At 71.0% G+C, this 26,612-nt stretch carries 20 protein-coding genes; 9 read left to right on the top strand and 11 right to left on the bottom strand.

The genetic code is table 11. The annotated features are described in order from the left end of the window. Positions 1-455: 455 nt before the first annotated feature. Both FM051_RS30585 and FM051_RS30580 read right to left on the bottom strand, forming a co-directional pair. Positions 456-4,481 (bottom strand): FkbM family methyltransferase, encoded by a 4,026-nt coding sequence (locus FM051_RS30585; RefSeq protein WP_158849401.1) that lies wholly within the window; start codon positions 4,479-4,481, stop codon positions 456-458. Positions 4,482-4,540: 59 nt separating this feature from the next. Continuing rightward, positions 4,541-5,884 carry a glutamine synthetase family protein gene (locus tag FM051_RS30580; protein WP_158849399.1) on the bottom strand — a complete coding sequence of 448 codons (1,344 nt, stop codon included), beginning with the start codon at positions 5,882-5,884 and terminating at the stop codon, positions 4,541-4,543. 150 nt (positions 5,885-6,034) lie between these two features. On the opposite strand from FM051_RS30580, the gene FM051_RS30575 reads away from it, so the two are divergent. Together FM051_RS30575 and FM051_RS30570 are read left to right on the top strand one after the other, a co-directional pair. Next, positions 6,035-6,685: an LppX_LprAFG lipoprotein gene (locus FM051_RS30575; protein ID WP_158849397.1), complete on the top strand. Its 651-nt coding sequence runs from the start codon at positions 6,035-6,037 to the stop codon at positions 6,683-6,685. Then, positions 6,682-8,247 carry an MFS transporter gene (locus FM051_RS30570; protein WP_238412754.1) on the top strand — a complete coding sequence of 522 codons (1,566 nt, stop codon included), beginning with the start codon at positions 6,682-6,684 and terminating at the stop codon, positions 8,245-8,247. The genes FM051_RS30575 and FM051_RS30570 overlap by 4 nt, the downstream gene beginning before the upstream one ends. A gap of 131 nt (positions 8,248-8,378) precedes the next feature. Here the strand turns inward: FM051_RS30570 and FM051_RS30565 are convergent, their stop codons facing one another. After that, on the bottom strand, positions 8,379-10,094 hold the full coding sequence (locus tag FM051_RS30565) for an NAD+ synthase (protein WP_158849395.1): 1,716 nt from the start codon (positions 10,092-10,094) through the stop codon (positions 8,379-8,381). An 88-nt stretch (positions 10,095-10,182) separates the two neighbouring features. On the opposite strand from FM051_RS30565, the gene FM051_RS30560 reads away from it, so the two are divergent. Beyond that, positions 10,183-11,730 carry an alpha/beta hydrolase gene (locus tag FM051_RS30560; RefSeq protein ID WP_158849439.1) on the top strand — a complete coding sequence of 516 codons (1,548 nt, stop codon included), beginning with the start codon at positions 10,183-10,185 and terminating at the stop codon, positions 11,728-11,730. A 146-nt stretch (positions 11,731-11,876) separates the two neighbouring features. On the opposite strand, the gene FM051_RS30555 is transcribed toward FM051_RS30560, so the two are convergent. Further along, positions 11,877-12,701, bottom strand: a complete 825-nt coding sequence (locus FM051_RS30555) for a helix-turn-helix transcriptional regulator (protein ID WP_158849393.1) — start codon at positions 12,699-12,701, stop codon at positions 11,877-11,879. A 120-nt stretch (positions 12,702-12,821) separates the two neighbouring features. On the opposite strand from FM051_RS30555, the gene FM051_RS30550 reads away from it, so the two are divergent. Further along, positions 12,822-13,571, top strand: a complete 750-nt coding sequence (locus FM051_RS30550) for an SDR family oxidoreductase (protein ID WP_158849391.1) — start codon at positions 12,822-12,824, stop codon at positions 13,569-13,571. Here FM051_RS30550 and lysX read toward each other — a convergent pair. Beyond that, complete coding sequence (gene lysX / locus FM051_RS30545; protein WP_158849389.1) at positions 13,562-16,861, bottom strand: bifunctional lysylphosphatidylglycerol synthetase/lysine--tRNA ligase LysX; 3,300 nt, start codon at positions 16,859-16,861, stop codon at positions 13,562-13,564. The genes FM051_RS30550 and lysX overlap by 10 nt on opposite strands. On the opposite strand from lysX, the gene FM051_RS30540 reads away from it, so the two are divergent. Then, positions 16,860-17,666, top strand: a complete 807-nt coding sequence (locus tag FM051_RS30540) for an alpha/beta fold hydrolase (RefSeq protein WP_158849387.1) — start codon at positions 16,860-16,862, stop codon at positions 17,664-17,666. The two genes, lysX and FM051_RS30540, sit on opposite strands and share 2 nt — an antisense overlap. A 133-nt stretch (positions 17,667-17,799) precedes the next feature. Then, a complete protein-coding gene (panB, locus tag FM051_RS30535; protein WP_158849385.1) occupies positions 17,800-18,672 on the top strand; it encodes a 3-methyl-2-oxobutanoate hydroxymethyltransferase in 873 nt (290 codons plus the stop codon). A 268-nt stretch (positions 18,673-18,940) separates the two neighbouring features. Here the strand turns inward: panB and FM051_RS30530 are convergent, their stop codons facing one another. Further along, positions 18,941-19,465: a hypothetical protein gene (locus FM051_RS30530; protein WP_158849384.1), complete on the bottom strand. Its 525-nt coding sequence runs from the start codon at positions 19,463-19,465 to the stop codon at positions 18,941-18,943. A 36-nt stretch (positions 19,466-19,501) separates the two neighbouring features. On the opposite strand from FM051_RS30530, the gene FM051_RS30525 reads away from it, so the two are divergent. Genes FM051_RS30525 through pip form a run of 3 tightly spaced genes read left to right on the top strand, consistent with a single transcriptional unit; the run spans position 19,502 to position 22,938 of the window. Further along, a complete protein-coding gene (locus FM051_RS30525; RefSeq protein ID WP_158849382.1) occupies positions 19,502-20,236 on the top strand; it encodes a hypothetical protein in 735 nt (244 codons plus the stop codon). A gap of 15 nt (positions 20,237-20,251) precedes the next feature. After that, entirely contained in the window at positions 20,252-21,937 is a 1,686-nt protein-coding gene (locus FM051_RS30520) for a hypothetical protein (protein ID WP_158849380.1), read from the top strand. 59 nt (positions 21,938-21,996) lie between these two features. Continuing rightward, a complete protein-coding gene (gene pip, locus FM051_RS30515; protein ID WP_202919083.1) occupies positions 21,997-22,938 on the top strand; it encodes a prolyl aminopeptidase in 942 nt (313 codons plus the stop codon). Here the strand turns inward: pip and FM051_RS30510 are convergent. The 5 genes from FM051_RS30510 to FM051_RS30490 are packed head-to-tail and all read right to left on the bottom strand — an operon-like array spanning position 22,928 to position 26,599. Beyond that, complete coding sequence (locus FM051_RS30510; RefSeq protein WP_158849378.1) at positions 22,928-23,680, bottom strand: helical backbone metal receptor; 753 nt, start codon at positions 23,678-23,680, stop codon at positions 22,928-22,930. The genes pip and FM051_RS30510 overlap by 11 nt on opposite strands. Next, positions 23,680-24,348, bottom strand: coding sequence for an NADPH-dependent F420 reductase (gene npdG / locus FM051_RS30505; protein WP_158849376.1), 669 nt, complete (start codon positions 24,346-24,348; stop codon positions 23,680-23,682). The genes FM051_RS30510 and npdG overlap by 1 nt, the downstream gene beginning before the upstream one ends. A gap of 54 nt (positions 24,349-24,402) precedes the next feature. Further along, positions 24,403-25,809: an RNB domain-containing ribonuclease gene (locus FM051_RS30500; protein ID WP_158849374.1), complete on the bottom strand. Its 1,407-nt coding sequence runs from the start codon at positions 25,807-25,809 to the stop codon at positions 24,403-24,405. A gap of 21 nt (positions 25,810-25,830) precedes the next feature. Continuing rightward, complete coding sequence (locus tag FM051_RS30495) at positions 25,831-26,019, bottom strand: hypothetical protein (RefSeq protein WP_158849372.1); 189 nt, start codon at positions 26,017-26,019, stop codon at positions 25,831-25,833. A gap of 37 nt (positions 26,020-26,056) precedes the next feature. Further along, complete coding sequence (locus FM051_RS30490; protein WP_158849370.1) at positions 26,057-26,599, bottom strand: hypothetical protein; 543 nt, start codon at positions 26,597-26,599, stop codon at positions 26,057-26,059. Between the last annotated feature and the right edge of the window lie 13 nt (positions 26,600-26,612).

Raw genomic sequence — 26,612 nt, 5'->3', positions numbered from 1 at the left:
ATCGCTCCGAACAACACTGACAATAATGTCAGTTGTCCAGTAACAATCTCAAAGGAAAACCTCTTGACGAGGTTCATACAATTTACTGGCTATTCGGCACGCTGTTGAGTTCTCAAAGAACACGCGCTCACCATCGTGTCCCGCATCTTACCGCGGTTCAATCCGGGGCTTTGTGTTTCTGTGTTTCGCTTGTGTTGAAAGCTTAGCTCGTTCGTTTTCACGGTGTCAAATCGGCCGGTTTCGGCTTCTCGGCTCCGCGACAAACTCGCTTGGCATTCAATTTGTTCTGCTCACCGGAGCGGAGGCAGCACGCTGTGCTACTTATTCGTTTCTGGGAGCTTGACGCCGCAGTAGTCTACTCGGCCCGATTCGCGGTGTCAACCGCTCGTTCCGAGGTTCTTGCTGGCGACTCGGTAAAAGTTACTCATGACCTTCGCCCGTGTCAAATCCCCTGGTCAGCGGGCTGCAGGAGCGGTGCGGACCGGTGTGGCGACCTGCGGACCGGGTCCCTTGGGCGCCACGGGACGGGGCCGCAGCCACAGCGAGATGGTCCGCATCCCCTGCATCGCGGTCACGATCTGCTCCGGCGTGGCCGCCTCGCGGGTCGCCACCGGCACCAGGTCGTAGCCCCAGATCCGGAACTCCTTCAAGACCGTGACCGGATCGTCGCCGAAGCCCTCCGTCGCCGAGGCGGAGAACTCGAGGAACACGTGCGGGCGGTCCCGGCGCAGCAGGCGCACCAGCCCGGCCAACGCCCGGTGACCACGACCGGGGGCGTCCACCCGGACGACGGAGAGCTTGCGGCCCTGCAACGACGGCACGGCCTCCAGCTCCTTGTCGAGCCTGGCCGCACGCACCCTCGGCACGTCGTCCCCGGCGTTCTCCGGCAGCGGCGCCACCGAGACCCCGCCGGTCAACGCCGGTTGGGTGGCGAGTTCACCGGTGCTCTCCCACGCGGCGGCGTCGACCAGGACGAGCTGTTGGGCGAGCCGTTCGGGCAGGTTGACGTCGACGTTGTGCCGCAGCAGCGCCCGCGCGGACGGGCACGGCTCGACCGCGACCACCGCGCCGCCCGAGCCGAACCGGCTGAGCATGCGCACGGTCTGGTAGCCGACGTACGCGCCGACGTCGAGGAAGATGCCGTCCGGCTCGACCACCGAGTCGATCAGCTCCGACAGGTCCGGCTCCCACACCCCGTTGCTGGACAGCATCGGCAGCATGAACGCGTCGTCCGACGGCAGCCGCAGCAGGCCGACGTCGGTCAGCACGAGGGAACTTCGCGGCACGGTCTCGCTGTGCCGTTCGTGCTCGCGCACCACGACCCGGCGCAGGGCGTCGGCGGTCTGCTGGGCCTGGTTGGCCGCGCGCAGACCCGAGTCGAGCTTGGTGTCGCGGTCCCGGATCACGTCCACGACCCTGGACTCCAGCGAGTCGATCCGGTCGAGGGTGCGTTCGAGCGCGACGGCGAGCTTGTCGATGCGCTGGGCCAGGGCGTCGCTCTGCTTGGCCCGCTTGGCGGCCTCGCCCACCACGGCGTCCTCGATCTCGCGCAGCCGCCGTCCCTGGCCGGCCATGTCCGCGCGGACCCGGACCACGCCGTCGTCGATGCCGATGAGCTGGTCGGCGAGGTGGCCCTGATGGTCGGCGTGCTGTTCGAGTTCGGCGCGCAGTATCTCCAGTTCGCCGAGACCGACGCCGGTGGAGATGTCGTCCTGGCGGCGGACCAGCTCGGCGACCGTGCGCTCGACCCCGTCCACCAGGGAACCGAGCACGTCGCGCATGTGGTTGTCGTAGTGGTCGAGCACGCGCAGGACCATCTTGCGCAGCTGCGGCGCCATGGGCGTGCGGCTGGCCGTGCCGACGTCCGGCTGGCGCAGCAGGGCGTGCTTCGCCGAGTGCAGCGCCTTCATCGGATCGACGGTCGGTGCGGGCTTGGCCCGGCGTGCGCGCCAGCCGCGGTAGGCGTGCTCGACGCGTTCGCGGAGGAGTTCGCCGACCTTGGCGACGTCGCGCGTGGCGCGGACGTGGTCGCGTCCCTTGATGCCGATAGCGACGGCCGCGGGCAGGTCGTCGGCGAGGGCGCGCATGAGCTTGACGGCGGCCGGAACGTCGGGTTCGACGCCCTGGCGGCACGGCACGAAGATCACCGAGGACTTGTCGAACAGCTCGGCGACGGCGCCGTGGTCGGAGGTGAGGATCGGCGTGGCTTCGGCCGCGTGCCGGCCGAGGGTGTGCGCGATCCGGTCGCAGGCGCCGCCCCGGTGCAGGTGGACGAGGCAGTCCACGGTGCCGAGGTCGTCGACCAGGTGGATGCGCGGGTCGCCCGCGGTGGCGAGGCGCAGTCGTTCGGCGGCCTCGGGGTGGGCCTTCGCGTGGGTGACCTCGATGCGCAGCGTCACGTCGGTGCGGTCGGGGAAGGCGGAGAGGAACGCCGAGACGGCGCCCAGCACGTTGCCCGCGCGGTCGACGGCGTGGTCGGCGAGGGCACCGAAGATCACGCCTTCGTGGTCCTCGGGGTCCTTGGCGTCGGCTTCCGGGACCGGGAGCGGGAGGACGCGGATGATCGGGCCGCCTTGGCGTTCGAAGGCGGCGCAGGTCGTCTCGGAGGGGACCCAGACTTCGTTGGCGTCGGTCGGCTGCTCGTCGTCCAGGAGGTAGTCGACCACGAAACGGCTGTCCGGGACTTGCTCGGTGGTGCCGACGCGGACCACGACCGGGTAGCCGGCGGTGGTGGAGGTCGGCAGGCCGGAAGCGCGGGCGGCGGCGTGGACGAGTCGCGCGATCGGGCCGGTGCCGAGGACGGAGACGCCGAGCTGGTCGTGCAGGACGGGGGCTTCGGCTCGGGAACGCGGGATCGCGGTCACCGGCAACCGGCCTGCTGCCACGCCCACGCTGGCGCACCAGTCGCGGAAGGCAGTGGTGTCCGCGCCGAACGGGTCTGGGAACTGGGTGCGGAGGGCCGGGTCGGAGCGCCAGAGGGCGGCGGCCCAGCGGGTGCTGCCCGGGAGGTTGGGCGCGGGCTCGCTCGCCCAGGCCACGAAACCCGCTCCGCCGTCGGGGCCGAAGGCGGGGGGTGGGGTGGTGCGGGCAGGAGCCGGGGCCGGGGCCGTCGGGCGGGTGGTGCCGGAGGCCGGGGGTTGCGTGTGGTTGGGGGTGGGGGCCGGGGGTTGTGCGGTGCGCTCGACGCGGTCCGGTTGGGGCAGGTCGGAGGCCGGCTCGGTGACGGCCGCGTCGCTCTCGTCGGCGGATTCGGCGTCCGGCTGGTTGAAGTCGGCCGCGACCGACGGGGAGGTGTCCGCGTTGGGGCTACCTGCGGAAGTCGCGGCACCTGCGACCGGCGCGCCCTGGTCGGCGGACTCGACACCCGACTCGGCAGCGTCCGCCGAGGTCGATGCAGCGGTGGCCGAGTCGGCAGATCCAGCGACTGCGGGGTCGGCGGGCGTCGTGGCGGCCGGGGTGTCGGCGGAAGTCGTGACGGTGGGCGGGGTGGTGGGGGTCCAGCCTTCTGGGCTGAAGGCCGAGCCGGGGTGGGGTCTGGCGGCTTCGCGGTAGTCCGCGCGCAGCTCGTCCGGGATCTGGGTGCCGTCGGCGAGCTGTCCGAAGCCGTAACGCACCTTCTGCGGCGTGTGGCCCTTGCGCACCAGCTCCGCCCGGTACGTGGTGCACAGTTCCGCCAGCTGGGGGTGTTCCGACAAGAGCACGCGCGGCCGGTCGGCGAAGTCCGCGGACAGCAGCCAGGGGCGTTGGGGGTCGAAGCCGGCGAAGTGGACGCTGCGCACCGGCTCGCCGATGGTCGTCAACGTCCCGTCCGGGCGTCGGTGCAGGTCGCGCTGCGGTGCGTTCCACACCGACAGGCCGACCGTCGCGTCACGCAGGACGTGCAGGTTCACCAGCGCGGGCGCCATGTCGAGCACGGCCTTCGTGGCGTCGGGCCTCCGGCGCAGCTGGTCGCCCAGGGACTGCAGGAACGGCTCGGCACCGGGCGCGACCAGCAGGAACCCCGGGTCGAAGACGCCGGTCTCCAGCAGTTCGTTCGGCGTGGGCCGCAGGCCGTCGTCCGGCAACGGGCGCAGTGACCTGGGCAGCAGGACCAGCGGGCCGCGTTTGACGGCGGCCTCGACCAGGTCCGTGAGCGGGTTCAGGATCTGCACCCACGGGTCCAGGTACAGCACCGGCACGCCTTGGCCCAGCAGCTGTTCGAGCAGCTTGGGCCGCAGCACGCCGCACAGCTGCGCGGCGGTGCAGCCGGTCGCCAGCTCGGCCAGTTCCTCCTGGCTCACGCCCAGGTCGGCGGGCGTGACGAGGCCCGGACCGGAGTTCTCCGGCAGGGCGTCGACCACCAGCGCCATGAACCTCGCCTGGGGGTGGTTGGCCAGGAAGGAACTGGACAGCACCTTCACGGCGGGCAGTTCGGCGGCGGTGGCCACCGTGCACGCGATGAACGTGGGACGGGATTCCGAACGTGCGGGCACCTCGGTCACGGTCTGCAAACCTAGCTTCTCCGAGTGCCCGGTGTGGACCACCCGCACGGGTGTGTCCCTCACAGGACCGGCAACAGGGTGCGCAACTCGTACGGCGTCACGCTGCGCCGATACGCGTCCCACTCGGTGCGCTTGTTGCGCAGGAAGAAGTCGTACACGTGCTCACCGAGCGCCTCGGGGAGCAGTTCGGAGTTCTCCATCTCGGTCAACGCCTCGCCGAGGTTCTGCGGCAGGTTGTCGTACCCGGCCGCACGGCGTTCCCGGTCGGTCAGCGACCACACGTCGTCCTCGGCGGGCGGCGGCAGCTCGTAGCCCTTTTCGATGCCCTTGAGGCCGGCCGCGAGGATCACCGCGTACGCGAGGTACGGGTTGCAGGCGGAGTCCAGCGTCCGGATCTCCACCCGGCGGGACGACGACTTGCCCGGCGAGTACATCGGCACGCGCACCAGCGCGGACCGGTTCGCGTGACCCCAGCACACCGCCGTCGGCGCCTCGCCACCCACGATCAGGCGCTTGTAGGAATTCACCCACTGGTTGGTCACACCGGAGATCTCACGGGCGTGCTTCAACAGCCCGGCGACGAACATCTTGCCGGTGTCGGACAGCTGGTACGGGTCCTCGGCGTCGTAGAACGCGTTCCGGTCGCCCTCGAACAGGCTGACGTGCGTGTGCATGCCGCTGCCGGGCTGGTCGGAGAACGGCTTCGGCATGAACGAGGCGCGCACACCCTGGGTGATCGCGACCTCCTTGATCACGTACCGGAACGTCATCACGTTGTCGGCCATGGTCAGCGCGTCGGCGTAGCGGAGGTCGATCTCCTGCTGGCCGGGCGCGCCCTCGTGGTGGCTGAACTCGACCGAGATGCCCATCGCCTCCAGCGCCTCGATGGCGTGGCGGCGGAAGTGGGTCGCGGTCTCGTGGCTGGTCTGGTCGAAGAATCCGCCGTTGTCCGCCGGGATGGGCTCGGTCCCGTCGTCCGGCAGGCCCTTGAGCAGGAAGAACTCCATCTCGGGGTGCACGTAGCAGGTGAAGCCCGCCTCGCTGGCCTTGGCCAGGGTGCGGCGCAGGACGTGCCGGGGGTCCGCCCACGACGGCGAGCCGTCCGGCATGGCGATGTCGCAGAACATCCGCGCCGAGTAGTGGCTCTTGTCGGGCGTCCGCCACGGCAGGACCTGGAACGTCGACGGGTCCGGCTTGGCCACCATGTCCGATTCGTAGACGCGGGCGAAGCCCTCGATGGCGGAGCCGTCGAAGCCGATGCCCTCGCTGAAGGCTCCTTCGAGCTCGGCGGGCGCGATGGCGACCGACTTGAGGAAGCCCAAGACGTCGGTGAACCAGAGCCGGACGAACCGGATGTCGCGTTCCTCGAGGGTGCGGAGCACGAACTCCTGCTGGCGGTTCATGACACGAAGCCTAGGTAAGGACGGTTAACCTCGCGTTGCCGACTCGGCCGAACGCGCTCCGCTGTTTGCCGTCTCGAGGAGAAACCGCAGGTCGCGGCCCTGTTCGGGCGTTTCGTCCTGCCCCGTTCCGGTGGGATCTACGATTCACCCATGCTCCCTCGTCGCGCCCTGATCGGGTCGCTCGTGCTCGCCCTCGTGGCGGGCTGCACGTCGTCAGGTGGCGGCGGTGACCTGCCCGCCGGGTCGGAACTGCTGACCAAGGCCGCCGAGGAGATGAAGTCGGTGGCGAGCACCCACTTCCTGATCAAGGTCGACGGCGAGTTGCCGGGTGTGACCGTGAAGGACGCCGAGGGCGACCTGAACGCCGCCGGCGAGTCGCAGGGCCGGGCCAAGATCGACCAGTTCGGGCAGCTCATCGAGGTCGAGTACGTGCTCGTCGGGCAGGACCTGCACTTCAAGGGGCCGACCGGCGGGTTCACCAAGCTGCCCGCGGCGCTCGCGGGCCAGGTGTACGACCCGACCGCGATCCTCGACCCGGACAAGGGCGTCGCCCGGGTGCTGGCCGAAGCGCGTGACGCGAAGACGGTCAGTTCGGCGGACGGCGTTTCGGTGGTCACCGCGACCGTGCCGCGTGACGTGGTCGGCGGGCTGGTGCCGGGCATCGACTCCGACGTCGCCTCGACGTTCACGGTGCGTGAGAACAAGCTGGAGAAGGCGCTGTTCGAGCTGCCGACCGGGGCGAAGGTCACCGTGGAGCTGTCCGACTTCAACAAGACCGTCACCGTTACGCCGCCCGCGTGAGCTCGGTGGTGAACTCGGTGGTGAACTCGGCGGTCAAGGCGCGTCGGTTGGCGATCGGCGCCGGGGCGATCTCGGTGCTGCTCGGTGCGCTGGACGCGTACGTGGTCGTCGGCGTGCTCGTGGACATGGTGCGTGACCTGGGCATTCCGGTGAACCACCTGGAACGCGCGACGCCCGTGGTGACGGGGTACCTGCTCGGGTACGTCGCCGGGATGCCGTTGCTCGGGCAGCTGTCCGACCGGTTCGGGCGGCGGTTGGTGCTGCACTTGTGCTTGGTGTTCTTCGCGGTCGGGTCGGCGGTGACGGCGTTGGCCGGCGACCTGCCGCTGCTGGTGGCCGGGCGGGTGGTGCAAGGGCTGGCCGGTGGGGCGTTGCTGCCGGTGACGATGGCGTTGGTCGCGGATCTGTGGTCCTCGGAACGGCGGGCTTCGGCGCTGGGGGTCGTGGGCGCGGCGCAGGAGTTGGGCAGTGTGCTGGGCACTCTGTACGGCGTCGGTGTCGCTTCGCTGTTCAACGCCTGGTCGTTCTTCGAGTCGGTGGAGCCGCAGAGCTGGCGGTGGGTGTTCTGGGTGAACCTGCCGTTGGCCGTGATCGCGATGGTGGTCGTGCAGTTGACCGTGCCGCGGTCTGCCGGGGGATCCGCTTCAGCGTCGGCGGTGCGGATCGACTTCGTCGGCGGCGGGTTGCTGGCGTTGGCGCTGTCGTTGCTGGTCGTCGGGCTCTACAACCCCGATCCGTCGCGTTCGGTGCTGCCTTCGTGGGGGCTGCCGGTGCTCGGTGCGTCTTTGGTGGTGTTCGTCGGGTTCGTGTGGTGGGAGCGGCGGTCGTCGGTGCGGCTGTTGGACCCGACGGGGGTGGCGATGCGGCCGTTCCTGGCGTCGCTGGGTGTGTCGTTGGCGGCCGGTGCGGCGTTGATGGTGACGTTGGTGGACGTGGAGCTGTTCGCGCAGACCGTGCTGGGGCGTGACTCGGCCGCGGCGGCGGGGATGTTGGCGCGGTTCCTGATCGCGTTGCCGGTGGGTGCGCTGGTCGGCGGGTGGTTGGCGGCGCGGATCGGTGACCGGTGGGTGTCGTTCGCCGGGTTGCTGGTGGCCGCCGGTGCGTACGTGCTGATCGCGCAGTGGCCGGCTTCGGTGTCGTCGTTCGTCGTCGGGCGGGACCTGGCGGTGGCCGGGTTCGGGTTGGGGTTGGTGATCGCGCCGGTGTCGGCGGCGGTGCTGCGGGCCGTGCCGGCTTCGCAGCACGGTGTCGCGTCGGCCGCCGTGGTGGTGGCGCGGATGACCGGGATGCTGGTCGGCGTGGCCGGGTTGTCGGCCTGGGGGCTGCACCGGTTCCGGGAGCTGACGGCTGACCTGGACACGCCGCTGCCGTTCGGGATGTCGCCGGAGGAGTTCGCCGAGAAGGCGGCGGCTTATCGGGAGGCGCTGACTTCGGCGTTGCTGACGGAGTACCACGAGATCTTCTGGATCACGGCGGTGATCTGCGCGGTGGGCGCGGTGGTGTCGCTGCTGCTGCCCCGCACGAGTTCGGTTCCGTCTCGTCCTCGGTCCGAGGATCGGTGAAGGCAACGGTCCGGTTGGTGGTGGCCGCGATGCGCCTGTGGTCGGGCGGGGCCCGGAGGTGTCCAGAGGTGGGCCGAAAGCAGGTAGCGGTCGCGCCGGGTGGGGCGACCGCTACCTGGTGACGTGAACGGTCAGCCCTCGCGCCAGGCGCTGGTGATGGGCAGACGGCGGTCGCGGCCGAAGGCCTTGAACGTGATCTTGGTGCCCGGCGGGTACTGGCGGCGCTTGTACTCCGCCTTGTCGACCATGCGCAGGACCTTGTCGACCAGTTCGTGCGAGAAGCCCATCGCGATCAGGTCGCGGTAGCCCTTGTCGCCCTCCACGTAGTCGTCCAGGACCGAGTCGAGCAGTTCGTAGTCCGGCAGCGAGTCGGTGTCGACCTGGCCGGGACGCAGCTCGGCCGACGGCGGCTTGCTGATCGAGTTCTCCGGGATCGGCGGCAGCTCGCCGAGCTTCTCGGCCTGCGCGTTGCGCCACCGCGCCAAGTCCCAGACCAGCGTCTTGAGCACGTCCTTGATGGGCGCGAACCCACCGACCGCGTCGCCGTAGATGGTCGAGTAGCCGACGGCCAGCTCGGTCTTGTTGCCGGTGGCCAGCACCAGGTGGCCGTGCTGGTTCGACAACCCCATCAACGTGACGCCACGGCACCGCGCCTGGACGTTCTCCTCCGCCAGCCCGGTCAGCCCGAGCTGGTCGACGAAGGCGCTGACCATGCCGGCGATCGGCTGCTCCGAGTAGTGGCAGCCGGTGCGCTGGGCCAGGTCGTACGCGTCGGACTTCGAGTGGTCCGACGAGTACACCGACGGCATGGACACGCCGTACACGTGGTCGGCGCCGAGCGCGTCGACCGACAACGCGGCGACGACCGCCGAGTCGATGCCGCCCGACAGCCCGAGAACGACCGAGCGGAAGCCGTTCTTGTGCACGTAGTCGCGCAGGCCGGTGACGAGCGCGTGCCACACCTCCGCCTCGTCGGACAGCGGTTCGGCGGGCTCCGGCACGGGCAGCGGGTCGTAGGCGGGGAGTGGGTCATGGGACAAGGATCGGCGGTGGACCATAAACCCGCCGTAACCACCTTCGGCCCGCGGTGCGCCACCGGGCAGGTCCAGGTCCAGCACCACCAGGTGCTCCACGAACTGCGGCGCCCGGGTGATCAGCGAGCCGTCCGCGGTGACCACCATCGTGTCGCCGTCGAACACCAGCTCGTCCTGCCCGCCGATCATGTTCACGTACGCGAGAGGCGCACCCGCCTCGACCGCGCGACGCGCCACCATCGGCAGCCGGGCGTCGTCCTTCTTCCGCTCGTACGGCGACGCGTTCGGCGAGACCACCAGGTCCACGCCGGCCTCACCGAGAGCGGCGATCGGCCCGCCGTCCTGCCACAGGTCCTCGCAGATCACCATGCCCACTTCGAGGCCGTGCACGCGCACGATGTCCAGCGTGTCGCCCGGCGTGAAGTACCGGCGCTCGTCGAACACGCCGTAGTTCGGCAGGTGGTGCTTGTTCTGCCGCGCCACCACCTCGCCCCCGTGCAGCACGGCGGCGGCGTTGCGCATACCGCGCTCGTCGCGGTCGAGGTAGCCGACGAACACCGCCAGCTCGCCGCACCCCGCCTCGTCGAGCCTGGTCGCGAGCTTCGTCAGGGCTTCCTTGGACGCCTCCGCGAACGACACGCGCAGCGCCAGGTCCTCGACCGGGTACCCGGTCAGCACCATCTCGGGGAAGACGGCCAGGTGGGCGCCGGCCTCGACGGCCTTGCGGGACCACTCGACGACGAGTTCGGTGTTGCCCGCCAGGTCGCCGACACAGGCGTTGACCTGGGCGAGGGCGAGTCGGAGCTGTGGCATGAAGGCATTCTCGCTCACTCGGAGCAACCTTGGTTGGCGTTGTGGCACACGAGTCACACTTACGATCGAAGGTGTGCGCCGTCGGATGATGCTCTTCCTCGCCCTCCCGCTCCTCGCCTCGTGCACGAGTGTGGTGACCGGGTCACCCACCGCCGGGACCGCGCTGGAGCAGCGTGGACCGGCCGGGGTCGTGCCCGCCGGGTTGGAGCGGTTCTACGGCCAGCAGCTCGGCTGGGAGGACTGCGCGCCGTACGCCACGACCGGGCCGACGACGACGTTGTTCAAGAGCAAGAAGTCGATCGAGTGCGCGCGGCTGGAAGTGCCGCTCGACTACACCAAGCCCGACGGCCGCACGATCAAGATCGGGTTGCTGCGGCAACGCGCGCTCAAGGACCGGATCGGGTCGTTGGTCATCAACCCGGGTGGTCCGGGCGCGTCCGGCATGGCCGCCGCGGCGAGCCTGAGCACGGAGGTCAAGTCGTCGGCGCTGGGTGACCGGTTCGACCTGATCGGGTTCGACCCGCGCGGTGTCGGGGCGAGCGAACCGCAGGTCAAGTGCCTGACCGACGCGGAACGGGACGCCGACCGGCTGGACAACGACGTGGACACGTCGCCGTCGGGTGTGGCGCAGACCGAGTCGGAGAACAAGGCGTACGCGGAGAAGTGCGCCTCGGTGACCGGGGTCGACGTGCTGGCCAACGTCGGCACCAGGGAGGTCGTGCGCGATCTCGACGTGATGCGGTCCGCGCTCGGCGACGAGAAGCTGACCTACCTCGGGTACTCCTACGGGACGCACATCGGCGCCGGGTACGCGCAGGCGTTCCCGGGCAACGTGCGGGCGCTCGTGCTGGACGGCGCGGTGGACCCGACGCAGAACCAGGTCGAGTCGCTGATCGCGCAGGGCGCCGGGTTCCAGAAGGCGTTCGACGCGTTCGCGGCTTGGTGCGCCACGCGTCAGGACTGCGCTCTGGGCGCCGATCCGGCGAAGGCCAACCAGGCGTTCCGGGAGCTGACGTTGCCGCTGGTGCAGCGGCCGGTGGCGGTGGGCGAGCGGAAGCTGTCGTACAACGACGCGATCACCGGGGCCATCCAGGCGATGTACTCCGAGGAGCTGTGGTCGCCGCTGAACGCCGGGTTGACCGAGTTGAAGAACAACCGCGGTGAAGTGCTGATGCTGTTGGCGGACAACTACTTCGACCGCGACAAGGAGGGTCGGTACTCGACGATCACCGACGCTTTCGTGGCCGTGAAGTGCGTGGACGAGCCGCGGTTGACGGACAAGAACGTTTTGAACGACGTGGCGCGGCGGTACAAGGCCGCGGCGCCGTTCCTGGACGACGGTCAGCCGCCGGCCGCCGCGTTGGACGCGTGCGCGTTCTGGCCCGTGCCGCCGAGCGTGCAGGAGCACAAGGCCGTGACCGGGCTGCCGCCGGTGCTGGTGATCTCGACGACCGGTGACCCGGCGACGCCGTACGAGGCGGGTGTGAGCCTGGCGAAGGAGCTGGGTGGCGGGCTGCTGACGTTCGAGGGCAACCAGCACACCGTGTACCTGCACGGCAACTCGTGCGTGGACGACGCGGGGCACGAGTACCTGATCGACCTGAAGCTGCCGGCCGAGGGAACGCGCTGCTCGTAGCCGCCGGACGTGTTCCGAGCGTTGAATTCGGGGGTCCTGGACGTAGGACTCTCGCGTTCTGAACGTAGGACTCTCGCGTTCTGAAGGTAGGACACACGCCGGTTGAACGTAGGACACACGCGGGTTGGGGTTCGGCTCGCGTGGGGTCAGGTGGGGATCGAGGCGGTCCAGCTGGCCAGGAGTTTCAGGCGTTCCTCGGTGGGGGAGCCGACTTTGGCGGTGTAGACGGCGAGGACGACGTCCGGGTCGCCGGTCGGGGCCAGGGTTTCGTAGTCGAGGTCCAGGTCGCCGACGGTCGGGTGGTGGACGAGTTTGGTGCCGTGGGTTTTCTCCTGGACCTTGTGCTGCGCCCACAGCTTGCGGAACGTCTCGTCCTTCACCGACAACTCCCCCACCAACGCCGCCAGCCTCGCGTCGTCGGGGTAACGACCGGCGTCGAGCCTGAGGAACGCCACCATGTCGGCGGCGACCGTGGGCCAGTCGCGGTAGAACGTGCGCGAGTCGGGTCGCAGGAACGTGTGCCTGGCCGAGTTCCGCTCGTCCGGCGCCATGGCGGTGAAGCCGTACAGGGCGTCGGCCAGCGGGTTCCACGCCAGGATGTCGGAGCGGCGGCCCATCGCGAACGCCGGCACGTCGTCGACCATGTCGAGCAGCCGCCGCAGACCGGGCCGGACGCGTTGCGGCGCGGGGCGTTTCGACGGCGCCGGGCGGACGAGGTTGCGCAGGTGGGCGCGTTCGGTCTCGTCGAGCTGCAGCACCCGTGCGACGGCGTCCAGGACGGAGTCGGAGACGGCCGGGGTGCGGCCCTGTTCGAGGCGCATGTAGTAGTCCACGCTCACGCCCGCCAGCAACGCCAGTTCCTCGCGGCGCAGGCCGGGGACGCGGCGACGGCCACCTCCGGGCAGGCCCACGTCGTCCGGGCGCACGCGAGCCCGCCGGCTGCGGAGGAATTCGCCGAGATCGTGGTTCACCTGCCCAGTATGGCCGCCTGAGGCGCGCCGAGCCTGGGTACTGCCAGACCTAGGGAACGCGGTTCCACAGGCTGACCAGGGCCTCTGGTACCCACGACAACCAGGTCCAGTGTTCTTGGCATGACTTACGACCTCAACGACCGCACTGCCGTTGTCACCGGTGCCGCGAGCGGTATCGGCGCCGAGATCGCGCTCGTCCTCGCCCGGTCCGGGGCGAAGGTCGCGCTGCTGGCCCGCCGCGCGGACCGGCTTGCCGAACTGGCCGAGAAGATCGTCGCCGAGGGTGGGCAAGCGCTTGCGGTGTCCGCCGACGTGACCGGTGACCTCACCGAGGCCGTGGAGATCATCCACACCGCTTTCGGCCGGGTCGACCTGGTGGTGAACAACGCGGGCGTCATGCTCGCCAACCCCATCACCGAGGGCCGTGACGACGAGTGGCACCGGATGATCGACACGAACGTCAAGGGCCTGCTCAACGTGACCAAGGCATTCACCGAGGACCTGGTGGAGGCCGGTGCGAACGGCACGGCCGACCTGGTGAACATCTCGTCCGTGGGCGCGCACCTGGCCTTCCCCAACTACGGCGTCTACACCGCGACCAAGGCCGCCGTGACGCACCTGTCGACGAACCTGCGCACCGAGTTCGGTCCGCTGGGCGTGCGGGTGACCAACGTCGAACCCGGCCTGGTCGCGACCGAACTGGGCGACCACATGGACAACCCGGACGTGGACGCGCACCTGGAGGCGTGGCGGGAGCAGGTGCCGCCGCTGTCCCCGGCCGACATCGGTGACGTGATCGGGTTCGCCACCAGCCGCCCCAAGCAGGTGAACCTGCGGCAGCTGATCGTGCTGCCGACCGTTCAGGTCTGACGGTCGGGCCGGACGAACGGGAACAGCACGGTCTGCCGGATCGACGTGCCGGTGAGCATCATCAGCACCCGGTCCACGCCCATCCCGAGGCCGCCGGTGGGTGGCATTCCGTGCTCCAGGGCGTCGAGGAAGTCCTCGTCCAGCTCCATCGCCTCGACGTCACCGCTGGCCGCCTTCAACGACTGCGCCTCCAGCCGTCGGCGCTGTTCCAGCGGGTCGGTCAGCTCCGAGTAGGCCGTGCCGATCTCCGCCCCGAACGCCACCAGGTCCCAGCGTTCGGCCAGGCGGGGGTCGGCGCGGTGCTGCCGGGTCAGGGGTGACACGGAGGTCGGGAAGTCGGTGTAGAAGGTGGGTTCGACGGTGTTCGGCTCGACCAGCTTGTCGTACGCCTCCTGCACCAGCGCCCCGTGGTCGGCGTCGTCGCCCAGCTCGATGCCGTGGCCTGCCAGGAGCGCGCGGAGTTCGGGCAACGGGGTGTCCGGCGTGACCGTCTCGCCCAACGCGCGGGAGACCGCCGTGTGGACGGGGATGATCGGCCACTCCCCCGAGATGTCCACCTCGACACCGTCCCGGAGGGCGATCGAGCGGCCGTGCGCGGCGACGGCGGCGTGCTGCACCAGCTCGCGCACGAGGTGCAGCATCGTCGTGTAGTCGGCGTACGACTGGTAGGCCTCCAGCATGGTGAACTCGGGGTTGTGGCTGGCGTCCGCGCCCTCGTTGCGGAAGTTGCGGTTCAGCTCGAACACCCGGTCCACGCCCGCCACGCACAGCCGCTTCAGGTACAGCTCGGGCGCGATGCGCAGGTACATGCGCATGTCGTAGGCGTTGATGTGGGTGACGAACGGCCGGGCGTTCGCGCCGCCGTGCACGGCTTGCAGCATCGGCGTCTCGACTTCGAGGTAGCCGCGGTCGTGCAGGAAGTCCCGGATGCCGCGCACGACGTCGCTGCGCAGCCGCAGCATCCGCGCCGAGTCCTCGTTCACCACCAGGTCCAGGTACCGCCTGCGGACGCGGGCTTCCGGGTCGGACAGGCCCTTCCGCTTGTCCGGCAACGGGTGCAGGCACTTCGCGGTGACGGTCCACGAGTCGGCCAGCACGGACAGCTCGCCCCGCCGCGAGTAGATCACCTCGCCGTGCACGCCGACGTGGTCGCCGAGGTCGACGCCCGCCTTCCACGCGGCGAGGTCCACCCGTTGCGCGTCCAGCATGAGCTGGATCTCGCCGGTCAGATCGCGGATGCGGGCGAAGCACAGGCCGCCGAGCACGCGCAGGGCCACGACCCGGCCGGTCACCGAGACGACGTCGCCGAACCGGTCCCGCGCCCGGGCCACGGAGTGGTCGCGCGGGTAGTTCACCGGGTACGGGTCGATGCCGTCGGCGCGCAGGCGGTCGAGTTTGGCGATGCGGACGCGCACCTGTTCGGGACGGCGGACCTGCCGGGGTTCGACCTTGATGGCGTCGATCTCGGCCACGGCCGCAGCGAAGCCGACGTCCGCGGTCTCGTAGTGGAGCGCGCGGGACGAGCCGCGTTGGAACAGGGACTTCAGGTTCGGCACGAACCCCTCGGCGACGCCCGCCGCGATGCTCACCCTGGGCAGGTAGCGGGTGCGGGTGAAGCACAGGTACCGGGGCAGCCACTCGGGGCCGTACTTGGCGTTCGACCGGTACAGCGATTCGAGCTGGAAGAACCGGGACGCGAGGCTCAGCACCCGCCGCCACGCCCGCAGCACCGGTCCCGCGCCGATCTTCTCGCCCTCCTCGAACACCGCGCGGAACATGGCGAAGTTCAACGAGACCCGGTGCACGCCGAGCCGCGTGCCGGCCGCGACCAGTTCGGCGACCATGTACTCGTTCAGGCCGTTCTCGGCGGCACGGTCGCGGCGCATCAGGTCCAGCGACAGCCCGCGCCTGCCCCACGGCACGAACGACAGCAGGCCGCGCAGCTCGCCCTGCGCGTCGTAGGCCTCGACCATCACGCACCGGCCGTCGGTCGGGTCGCCCAGCCTGCCCAGCGCCATGGAGAACCCGCGTTCGGTCTCCGCGCCGCGCCACCGTTGGGCCAGGTCGAGGATCGACGCCATCTCGTCGGGCGGGACCTCGGCGTGCCGGCGGACGCGGGAGGTGTAGCCGGCGCGTTCCACCCGGCTCACGGCCTGCCGCACGGCACGGCGTTCGGGGCCGGTCAGGGTGAACTCGCGCACGTCGAGCACGGCCTCGTCGCCGATCTCCAACGCCTTGAAACCCGCCGTCGCGTAGACGTGCGCGCCGCGTTCGCTGGCGCCGAGCACGCCGGGCAGCCACCCGTACCGCCTGGCCTCGGCCAGCCACGCCTGCACGGCCTGCGGCCAGGCCTCCTCGTCGCCGATCGGATCGCCGCTGGCCAGCGTGGTGCCCGCGAGCACCCGGTAGGTGAGCGCGGCGCGGCCGTTCGGGGCGAACACCACGCTCTTGTCCCGGCGGGTGGCGAAGTAGCCGAGCGAGTCGGGTTCGCCGTGCGTGGCCAGCAGCCGCCGCACGTTCAGCTCCTCGGTGTCGTCGAGCCACCGGCTGGACCGCACGCCGCGGAAGAACACGTACAGCGCGGCGATGGCGACGAGCATGCCGCCGAAGCCGAGCAGGACGCCCAGCCACGGCGGGCCCTCACCGCCCCGGCGCTGCGGCAGCACCTCGCCGGTGATCTGGTTCGCCGCCCAGGCCAGCTTGTGCCACGTGCCGTGCAGGTGCCCCGGGAACAGCTCGGTCAGACCCCAGCCGACCAGGCACAACGCCACGACCCCGCCGAGGAACACGACGAGCGCCTGCCGCCACGCGCCGGGCGCCAACTTGGCCGGGAAAGCGTCCTTGATGGCCAGCAACAGCACGATGACCGCGACCGTGAAGACGACGAAACTGCCGAGATCGATGGCCACCTGTAGCCGATCGGGTGACTCGTCACCGCCGAGGAACGGTTCCGGATCGATCCAAAAGCGGACGAGGAGGAGCAGCACCCAGGCCGCGTTGAGCGCTTCGAACAGCAGCAAGGTCCACAGCGCGGCTCTCTTGCGCCGGCGCAGGGCCGCGCCGAGCACGACCAGCACCAGGGCGATGAACAGGTTCGCCTCTACCGGTAGGCCGAGCAGGTACGACACCCTCAAAATGCCCCGGGCGAGGTCGGACTCCTCGTCGATCGCGAACAGGAGAATCGACGCCAGGGCCGCGAGCTGCACGACCGTGGCGACGACTCCCGCCGTCCGCCACTTCCACCTGGACACCGCCACGACACGCTCCAAGGGGATTCGGTTGTCAACCATGATCGCCTCACTTGCCGGTCGCGTGCACGTCCAGGCATCCGGACGTGTCGACGGGCCGGTGGTGGTGCTGAGCTCGGCGTTGGGCGGGGCGTGGTTCGACTGGGACGCTGTGGTGGCGTTGCTGCCGGACGCGCACGTGCTGGTGTTCGACCGGCCGGGCACCGGGTTGTCCGACGCGGCGCTGGCACCGGCGTCGCTGGCACGTGAGGTGGCCGTGCTGGACGCGGTGCTGGCCGGGGTGCCGTCGGCGGTGCTGGTGGGGCACTCGATGGCGTCGCTGCACGTGGAGGCGTGGGCACGGCTGCGACCGGGGCGGGTGCGCGGGCTGGTGCTGGTCGACCCCGATCCGGAGCTGCCGGGCGCCGGGCGTCCGTTCGACCTGTCGGCGCTGGTGGCGCGGTGGGTGCTGCGGACCGGGCTGGACCCGCTGGTGGCCGTCCAGGGGTTGCGGCTGCGGCGGTGGGCGGTGCGGGGTTCGACGCTCGGGCGGCGGGATCCGGCGTCGGCCGCGGTGCTGCGGTCGGTGTACGGGCGGGGGTCGGTGACGCGGGCGGTGCTGGACGAGTTGGCGTCGTACCCGGCCCAGGTGGGCGCGGTGGAGCGGCTGCGCGCCTTCCGGCCGCTGCCGCCGGTGCCGTTCACCGTGCTCACGGCAGGGCGGCGGGAGTTCCCGGCGCACGTGGCGCTGGCCGCGTTGACGCCGGTCGGGCGCAACGTGCTGGTGCCCGGCAGCCGCCACATGCTGCCGGTGGACCGGCCGGACGCGGTGGCGTTGGCCGTGCGGAACGCCCTGTCGGGGATGTGAAGTCCGGTCGGGGATGTGAAGCCGCTCGCACTCGGTGGGTTCGATGGCCTCCCGGTGTCACGCTGGTCCGGTAACCGTGCAACAAGGCCCGGGGACCCGCGACGAGGCAGGCCCCGAGGGAGGACGGTCGACGATGACCTCTGTCGAGGCATCCAACGAGGTAGCCGCGCCTTACGGCAGCGGGGCAGGCAAGAACGCCGCCGCGACTGGCAAGAAGGTGCGCATCCACCACCTGCGGGAGATGAAGGAACGCGGCGAGCCGTGGCCCATGCTCACCGCCTACGACATGTACACCGCGGAGCTCTTCGACGAGGCCGGCATCCCGGTCCTGCTGGTCGGCGACTCCGCGTCCAACAACGTCTACGGCTACGACACGTCGCTGCCGGTCACCGTGGACGAGCTGATCCCGCTGGTCCGGGGCGTGACCAGGTCCGTGAAGCGGGCGCTGGTCGTGGCCGACCTGCCGTTCGGCTCGTACCAGGTCTCGGTCGAACAGGCCGTGGCGACCTCGGTGCGGTTCATGAAGGAAGGCCGCGCGCACGCGGTGAAGCTCGAAGGCGGGAAGCACTTCGCACCGCACATCGAGGCCATCGTGCGGGCGGGCATCCCGGTCATGGCGCACATCGGGTTCACCCCGCAGAGCGAGCACCAGCTCGGCGGCTACCGGGTGCAGGGCCGCAACGACGCGTTCGACTCCGTGGTGGACGACGCGCGGGCCGTCGAGGCCGCGGGCGCGTTCGCCGTGGTGCTGGAGATGGTGACCGGCGAGGTCGCCAAGCAGATCACGCACGACCTCCACATCCCGACCGTCGGCATCGGCGCCGGTCCGGACACGGACGCGCAGGTGCTCGTCTGGCAGGACATGATGGGCCTGCGCCGGGGCCGCGCGCCGCGGTTCGTGAAGCGGTACGCCGACGTGGCGGGCGTGATGAAGTCGGCGGCGGAGCAGTTCGCGGCCGAGGTGAAGGGCCACCAGTTCCCCGGCCCCGAGCACACCTTCCACTGATCACCTGATCGTGTGGCCGCCGCGCGGGCCCTCGGTCGGCGCGGCGGCCTCCCGCCCACTCGAATTCCCTCCCCGAGCCGTTCGCCGGTAATCAGAGCGAGCGGTATTCGCTTTCGGGTTGTTTTCGGCGCTGTCCGAATTTGTGCGGGTCGACCGCCGTGCGCGTGTGCCACCATCGCGGCGAAAAGCGATGGCCACGCGCGGATTCGGGGCGGTTCGAGAATGCTGTCGAGCGACGAGCGGTCGCACCCCGGCCCGCCCGTCGGGCTCAGAGCCCGTGCCGGCGGACCATCGGCGCCATCAGCTCGGCGCGCGTCCGCCACACCGGCCGCCGGGCGGTGAGGACGGTGGCGAACAGCAGCACGCTGCCCACGACCGCCGTGACGACGACCAACGCCACGTCGTCGGCGCCGGCACCCAGGAGCGCCCCGCCGAAGGCGACGACCACGGCGGCCGTGCACAGCGCCGACGTGCGCACCGGGTCCGACCAGCGGAAAGCCCGTCCGGCCTCGACCTGCTCGACCAGCGCCCGCGCACGCCGGGCGAGGTCCGCGTCGGCGGGCTCCAGCCCGGCCAGGCGCTCGGCCGCCTTCGCGCACTCGACGAACTGGGCCGCGCTGGTGATCTCCAGGTCGTCGTCGCGCGTGACCGACCGGCACGCGTCCGCGACCGCGAGCAGCCGCTCCACGAGCCGGTCGACGGCCTCCGGCGACGGCGATGCCTCCACGTCCCGCTCGGCCCCGGCCACCTCGGCCCACCGCTCGGCGACCGCCAAGTCGATCCGATTCCCCACGTCGACCTCCGATTATCGGTTCGGGAGAAGGTTTCCATGAGCGATCCGCTCGGCGCGAACATAGCCGAGGACGGCGGCGATAAGCACCGTCCGCGCGAGTCGGGCCCCAAAAGGGCGCAACGCCCTTCGGCGCCCGGGTCACTCGGATTCGCCGCGGCGGTGGCGGTGCCCTGCCTGGCGGCGAGCCTCGGCCTCGGTCTGGGCACGATCTACGTCCCGGAACTGCTGGAGAGCCCTCCCACCACCAGCCCCCCGCCGTCCGGAACGACGACGCCGCCGTCGTGGACGACCACCCGTTACCCGACGACGACGCGCACCACGTCCAGCGGAACGCCGGCCGGGTTCTTCCGCTACACCGGCCCGGAAGACCTCGTCACCGTGCTGCCCAACTCGTTCGCGGTCGTCGAGCCCCGCAGCACGGGCACCGTCACGGCGAGGAACCAGCTGGACGACGACGTCGAGGTCCGGTTCGGTGGCGCCGCGCCGGAGCCCTACGGCCTCTTCGAGACGATCTCCCGGCACGCCCGCGACGCGGCAGGCAAGCCCGGTTACCGGGAACTGGCGCTGGAACGCACCGAGCACGGGAACCGCGACGCCGTGGACTGGGAATTCGAGTACGCGACCCCGGACGGCGAGACCCGCCGGTCCCGCTCGCACCACTGGCGGGTGGGCGGCATCGAGTACGTCCTGCTGGTGGCGGCCCCGCCGAACCGCTGGTACGAGGCCTCGCAGTTGCTCGACACGATGATCGAACACAGCGGAACCCCCTGAGGAGCGACACCCGAGATGCTCTTGGCCGACACGCGGTGGGCGCGGTCCCGCCGGCACACCGAGCCCGACCGCACCGAGGGCACGCGCCACCTGTGCGCCGCGGCCCACCTCAGCCGCGACTTCGCCGACGCGGCACTGCGGGAACTGCTGGTGGAGCCGACCCGCCCGGCCGCGCCCGCGTCCGACGTGGACACCTCGGCCGTGCTCACCGAGGCGCTCGCCGCCCGGATCCGCACGAACGTCGTCGACGTGCTCGTGCTGGTACTGCTGGGCTTGACCTTCTACTTCGCCATGTCGCTGGCCGTGTTGTGGATCACGGTCGCCCTGCTGTTGAGCCTGCCGAAGCTCATCCGGTTCTGGCTCGCGATGCGGACACGGCTCGGCACCACGCGCCCGGTCCGTCCCATCCGCACCGTGGTCACCCTCCTCACCATCGTGTTCTCCGTCGGGCCGCTGATCAGCACGATCGGCACCGACGCCGACACCACGGGCACCGCCGAGGACGCGTTCGAGAACGTCACCGGACTCGTGCTGCTCGCGGTGGCGCTGGTCGTCCTGCTGGCCAACCGCCTGGTCATCGCCCACCACGTGACGGACCGGTTCGGCCCGCTGCGCCGCAGCGCCTCGCCTCCCGTCGACCGCGTCCTGCTGCGCCTGGCCCCCGGCCTCGCCGAGCGCATCGACGAGCACCACGGCACCGCGATGCGCCTCGCTCCCGGTGTGTCCGAAGAGGACGATCTGGTCCCGCTCCTGGTGCACCGGGGCTACAAGCCGTTCGTGGGCGCGGGTGACATCCACGAACCGTGGACCATCGCCGTGCCGTTGGAGCGGCGGCCCGACGCGCCGGCCACCGACGGCTCCCTCGACACCGCGATGCTCCTGGACGGCATCACGTCCAAGGTCGTCGACCTGCGCGCCGCGTCCCTCCTCGCCCCCAGCGGCCGGCTGGGCGGCCTCCGGGTGGACGACTACGTGGTGGTCGCCGCCCAGGGCCTGGTGGACCACCTGTCCGACGTGACGTCGAGGCCCTACCTGCGCAGGCCCGACGAGCCGCCGTACACGCACGTGCCCGTGCGGCACGCGCGCGAACTCCGCGACAGCCCGCTCGAATGGTCCCGCTTCTACCGCCGCTTCTCCCTGGAGACCTGGGACCACGACCTCGTGCTGTCCGTCTTCGTGCACGTGGCGATGGACGACTCCACCCTCTACCTGGAGTGGACCCCGTGCGTGCTGCGGCCCATCAGCGCCGAACTCAAGTCCGTCGACGCCGAACCCGCCTCGGCGTGGGTCCCGGTGGGCCGTGCCGTCAAGGACCTGGTCCTGCTGCCCGCCAGCACGCTGTCCCGCGCGGTGCGCCTGGCCACCCACCCGCGCGCCCTCCCCCGTGACCGCGGCCGCGTCAACGCGGACCGGTACGGCTCGCTGCTCACCCTGCGCGAGATGGCGGCCGACGTCGAACTCCACAGCTACTTCCAGCAGGCCGACGTGGAGCGCTACACGCACCTCCTGCGCACCCGCGTCACCCTGGCCGTGGCGGAGATCCTCCGCAACGCGGGCTACCACACGGCGTCCTTCGACCAGCAGGTCCAGTCGGTGGTCAACAACACCGTCAACACGGTCACCATCGCCGAGGGCGGCACGGTGACCGGTGGCGTCCTGCAGACGGGCACCCTGAACGGCGACGTGGACATCACCGGCTGACGCGGCTCCCGGCTTCGGGGTTGATCCACTCGCCGCCGGTCTCGGGCAGAGTGGTGCGCATGTACCCCGAGATCGAGCCCTACGACCAGGGCCTGCTCGACGTCGGCGACGGCAACCGCGTGTACTGGGAAGTCTGCGGCAACCCCTACGGCAAGCCCGTGGTGTTCCTGCACGGCGGCCCCGGCGGCGGCTGCGCGCCCGTGCACCGCAGGCTGTTCGACCCGGCCGTGTACCGGATCGTGCTGGTGGACCAGCGTGGTTGCGGGCGGTCGATCCCGCACGCCTCCGAGCCGAACGCGGACCTGTCCGCGAACACCACCTGGCACCTCGTGGCGGACCTGGAGAAGGTCCGCGAGCACCTGGGCGTGGACCGGTGGCAGGTGTTCGGCGGGTCGTGGGGGTCGACGCTGGCGCTGGCGTACGCCGAGACGTTCCCGGAACGGGTCACCGAGCTGGTGCTGCGCGGCATCTTCACCCTGCGCCGCAAGGAACTCGACTGGTACTACGGCGGCGGGGCGGGGTTCCTGTTCCCGGAGCTGTGGGAGCGGGTGGCGGCGCTCGTGCCGGACGGCGCCGACGTGATCGAGACCTACGCCCGGCTGCTGAACGACCCCGATCCCGCCGTGCACGAACCGGCCGCGGTGGCGTGGAGCGTGTGGGAGGGGTCGACGGTGGCGCTGCTGCCGCGGCCCGAGCTGGTGGAGGCGTTCGCGCAGCCCCGGTACGCGCTGGCGTTCGCGCGGATCGAGAACCACTACTTCCGGCACGCCGGGTGGCTGGAGGAAGGGCAGCTGCTGCGTGACGCCGGCAAGCTCGCCGGCATCCCCGGCGTGATCGTGCAGGGCCGGTACGACATCGCCACACCGGCCACGTCGGCGTGGGACCTGCACCGGGCGTGGCCGGGGTCGGAGCTGGTGATGGTGCCGGACGCCGGGCACGCGTTCGACGAGCCGGGGACCCTGCGGGCGCTGCTGGCCGCGACCGACCGGTTCAAGGTCTGAGCGCGGTCTCCAGCGACTTCCGTGCGTGCACCAGCGACGGGCCGTACCAGGTGAGGTAGCGGCCCGAGACGTGCACCGGGCGCAGGTTCGGGAAGAACTGCGGGCCGTTGTCCTTGGTGAACAGGTACGGCTCGTCGGGCAGCACGACGATGTCGGCGTCCTGGAGCTCGTCGAGCTTCGGACGCGGGTAGCGCTCGGTGTGGTCGGCGAAGACGTTGACCACGCCGAGGCGCAGCAGGACGTCACCGGCGAACGTGTCGCGGCCCAGCACCACCCACGGTTTGCGCCACACCGGGACCACGGCCCGCGCCCACGGCGGCGTCACGTCCCGCCACAGGCGTTCCGCCTCGACCAGCCAGCCCGGTTCCACGTCCCACGCCGTGCCGAACAGGCGGCGCAGGGAACCGAGGGCGGCGGGGACGGTGGCGGGCGCGGCCGTCACCCACACCGGGATGCCGTCGGCACGCAGCCGTTCCACGTCCTGGGGTCGGTTCTCCTCGCTGTTGGCCACGACCAGATCGGGCCGCAGCGCCAGCACCCGGTCGACCTTCGGGTACTTCGAGCCGCCGATCCGCGCCACGTCCAGGTCGGGCGGGTGGGTGCAGTAGTCGGTGGCGCCGATCAGCACCGCCGGGTCGACGGCCTCGGCGAGCGCCTCGGTGAGCGAAGGCACCAGGCTGACCACGCGGTTCGGCGGTCCGGGCAGCGGGACCGGCTCACCGAGGTCGTCGACGGGCAGCATCAGATGTCGGTGATCTTCAGGCCGGCGTGCGCCTTGTACCGGCGGTTGATCGCGATGAGGTTCGCGGTGAACGCCTCCACCTGGTGGGCGTTGCGCAGCCGTCCGCCGTAGACGCCCCGGAAGCCGGGGATGGTCTCGGCCAGCGCGCGGACCAGGTCGGTGGCCTCGCGGTCGTCACCGAGGACCAGGATGTCGTTGTCCACGGCGTCGATGCTCAGATCGGCCAGGTTGACCGCGGAGACGTGGTGGAACGCGGCCGTGACGCGGGAGTCCGGCAGGAGCGCGGCGGCCTGCTGGGCGGCGCTGCCCTCCGGCACGGGCAGCGCGAACGGGCCCTGCTTGTCGAAGCCGAGCGGGTTCACGCAGTCGATCACGATCTTGCCCTTGAGCGGTTCGCGCAGGGAGGCCACGGTGTCCGCGTGCCCGTCCCACGGCACCGCGATCAGCACCACGTCCGCCTGCTCCGCGCAACCCTCGTTGTCCGCGCCGCTGACGTGCCCGACCCCGGTCAGCTCCCGCACCTCCTCGGCCGCGGCTTCGGCGCGTTCGACGTTGCGCGACCCGATGACGACCTTCAAACCCGCCTTGGCCCACCGCACCGCCAACCCCTTGCCCTGCGCACCGGTACCACCCAGGACCCCGACGGTGAGCTCACGAATATCAGTCACCAAGCCATCACATCACACCCGCCGGAACCCGGCCGCTCCCGCGGGCTGTCCGGGTCACAGGCGTTCGAAGACGACCTTCCGGCGCTCCGGGTCGGCCTCCACCAGCCGCACGGCGACGCGCTCGCCTTCCGGCAGGTTCTCCCCCGTGCAGCGGCCCATCACGGGCGGTTGGGCTACGAAGACGTCCGCGCCGTTCGCATCGGCGCGCAGCACGATCGCCTCGAACTCGTGGCCCACCCGGTCGGCCAGCACCCACGCCTCGACCTGGTCCAGGCACGCCCGGTCGACCTTGCTCGCCAGCGCGTCCGAACCGCCCATCAGGCCCGGCAGCAGGGGCAGCGCCTTGGCCAGCCACTCGGGCACCTCCTGGCCCGCGGTCACGGCCAGGCAGACCTCGGTGGTGAAGCGGTCCACCAAGCGGCGCAGGGGTGCGGTCACGTGGGTGTACGGGGCGGCCAGGCCGGCGTGCGTGGAGATCGACGGGAGCTCGCCGTTGAACGCCGTGTAGCCGGCGCCGCGCAGCAGGCGGGTCGCGTCCACGAACAGCGCCAGCGCCTCCGGCCGGCTCGGGTCCAGGCCCGCGAGCAGCCGGGACGGGGTCACGCCCTCCGGCCACGGGACGCCCAAAGCGTGCGCGGACCGCCGCAACGCGTCCACCGCGCCGTCGTCCGCGTCGGGCAGCGTGCGCAGCACACCGACCTTCGCCGTCAGCATGATCTTCGCCGCCGCCATGCCGGTGAGCAGCGATATCTCCGCGTTCCACGAGTCGACGTCGGCGCGCGGGCGGACCACGAGCTTCCAGTCGCCGTCCCCGTTCGGCACGATCTCCTGCTCCGGCAGTTGCAGCTCGACCGCACCGCGGTCGGCCGCACGTTCCCGCCTCAGCCTGCCGAAGTCCGGCAGGGCCTCGATCGACGGGTGCGGCGTGCCCGCGTCGAACGACGCCTGCACGCCCTCGTAGTCGAACTGGGCGGTCGAGCGCACCACCGCCCGGCGCACCCGCACCTCGACCGGCTCGCCGTCCGGGCCGCAGTCGAACGTCCACAGCACCGCCGGCCGCGTCTGACCTGGCAGCAGGCTCGCCGCGCCCTCCGACAGCACCGGCGGGTGCAGCGGCACGTTGCCGTCCGGCAGGTACAGCGTCTGGCCGCGCTTGCGCACCTCGGTGTCCAGCGCGCCGCCGGGCACCACGAACGCGCCGAGGTCGGCGATCGCGTAGTGCACCCGGAACCCCGTGCCGACCCGTTCCACCAGCAGGGCCTGGTCCAGGTCCTTCGCACCGGGCGGGTCGATCGTCACCAGCGGCAGCGCGGTCGCGTCCTCGCGGCCCTCCCGGCCGACGTCGCCGGACACCGCGGCCTGGGCCTCGGCCAGCGCGGCGGCCGGGAACTCCTCGGGCAGGCCGAACTCGGTCCGGATGCCGCCGAAGTCCAGGTCCGCTCGACCGGTGCGGATCACCATGTGCTGAACCCTAAGCCGGCCTCAGCGCTTGCCCCACTCCTTATCGGCTTTGTCCTCGGCTTTCGTCCGCTCGCGCGCCAAGTCCAGCGCGCGCTGGGCGGTGGCCTCGTCCGGGTAGGGGCCCATGCGGTCCGCGCCCCGGCAGCCCACGCCGTGCTCGACCGTGCGGTGCGTCAGGCAGTAGTACCACGCGTTCGGATCAGCAGCCATGAGTCAAGGTTTCCATGCGCGGGAGCGCATGTCATGTTCACCACTGGGGTGGCGGTGGCGCCTGCACGGGTGGCGCCTGCACCGGTAGCGGGCCCGACTGGGGGTACGTCGGCTGCGGCACCATCGGCGGTTGGGGGAACCCGCGCGGCGGGGTGTTCTGGTTGGCGTTGGCGAAGTCGCCCGGGATCGGGTCGAGCACCGACACCAGCACCGTCTTGTGCTCCGGGTCGGTGATCAGCGCGCCGCTGCGGTCCCGGTACACCAGCTCACCGTCCGAGTCGATCTCCACGATCGCGCCGACCTCGGCCAACTGGTCCTCGTCCAGGTCGACGAGCCGTTCCATGCGGGACGGCACCACCCGGTACACCGGCCAGTTGAGGTGCGCGAACGTGCGGTGGAAATCGGCCAGCAGGTGCGCCATCTGCTGCTGCCAGGGCAGCGGCATCGCCTCGACCAGCGACCGCGGCAGCACCGCGTACGACTGGTCGGTGCCGGGCGGCCGCGTGTTCAGGTAGTCCCGCGTCGGCGTGCTCGACGCGGGCGGCCCGGCCGGGCGCTGGATGGGTTCGTGGTTGAACACCGTCGTGCCTCCC

The sequence above is a fragment of the Saccharothrix deserti genome (assembly GCF_009769385.1).
In the GTDB taxonomy this organism is placed as follows: Bacteria; Actinomycetota; Actinomycetes; order Mycobacteriales; family Pseudonocardiaceae; genus Actinosynnema; species Actinosynnema deserti.
Note: the sequence above shows the minus strand (reverse complement) of the source record. Positions and strands in the feature narration are given on the sequence as shown.

Coding starts and splice junctions, on each gene's coding strand:
- FM051_RS30580 (WP_158849399.1), bottom strand. CDS start 5,884: ATGAACCGCCAGCAGGAGTTCGTGCTCCGCACCCTCGAGGAACGCGAC.
- FM051_RS30575 (WP_158849397.1), top strand. CDS start 6,035: ATGCTCCCTCGTCGCGCCCTGATCGGGTCGCTCGTGCTCGCCCTCGTG.
- FM051_RS30565 (WP_158849395.1), bottom strand. CDS start 10,094: ATGCCACAGCTCCGACTCGCCCTCGCCCAGGTCAACGCCTGTGTCGGC.
- FM051_RS30560 (WP_158849439.1), top strand. CDS start 10,183: ATGCTCTTCCTCGCCCTCCCGCTCCTCGCCTCGTGCACGAGTGTGGTG.
- FM051_RS30550 (WP_158849391.1), top strand. CDS start 12,822: ATGACTTACGACCTCAACGACCGCACTGCCGTTGTCACCGGTGCCGCG.
- FM051_RS30540 (WP_158849387.1), top strand. CDS start 16,860: ATGATCGCCTCACTTGCCGGTCGCGTGCACGTCCAGGCATCCGGACGT.
- lysX (WP_158849389.1), bottom strand. CDS start 16,861: ATGGTTGACAACCGAATCCCCTTGGAGCGTGTCGTGGCGGTGTCCAGG.
- panB (WP_158849385.1), top strand. CDS start 17,800: ATGACCTCTGTCGAGGCATCCAACGAGGTAGCCGCGCCTTACGGCAGC.
- FM051_RS30525 (WP_158849382.1), top strand. CDS start 19,502: ATGAGCGATCCGCTCGGCGCGAACATAGCCGAGGACGGCGGCGATAAG.
- FM051_RS30520 (WP_158849380.1), top strand. CDS start 20,252: ATGCTCTTGGCCGACACGCGGTGGGCGCGGTCCCGCCGGCACACCGAG.
- pip (WP_202919083.1), top strand. CDS start 21,997: ATGTACCCCGAGATCGAGCCCTACGACCAGGGCCTGCTCGACGTCGGC.
- FM051_RS30510 (WP_158849378.1), bottom strand. CDS start 23,680: ATGCTGCCCGTCGACGACCTCGGTGAGCCGGTCCCGCTGCCCGGACCG.
- FM051_RS30500 (WP_158849374.1), bottom strand. CDS start 25,809: ATGGTGATCCGCACCGGTCGAGCGGACCTGGACTTCGGCGGCATCCGG.
- FM051_RS30495 (WP_158849372.1), bottom strand. CDS start 26,019: ATGGCTGCTGATCCGAACGCGTGGTACTACTGCCTGACGCACCGCACG.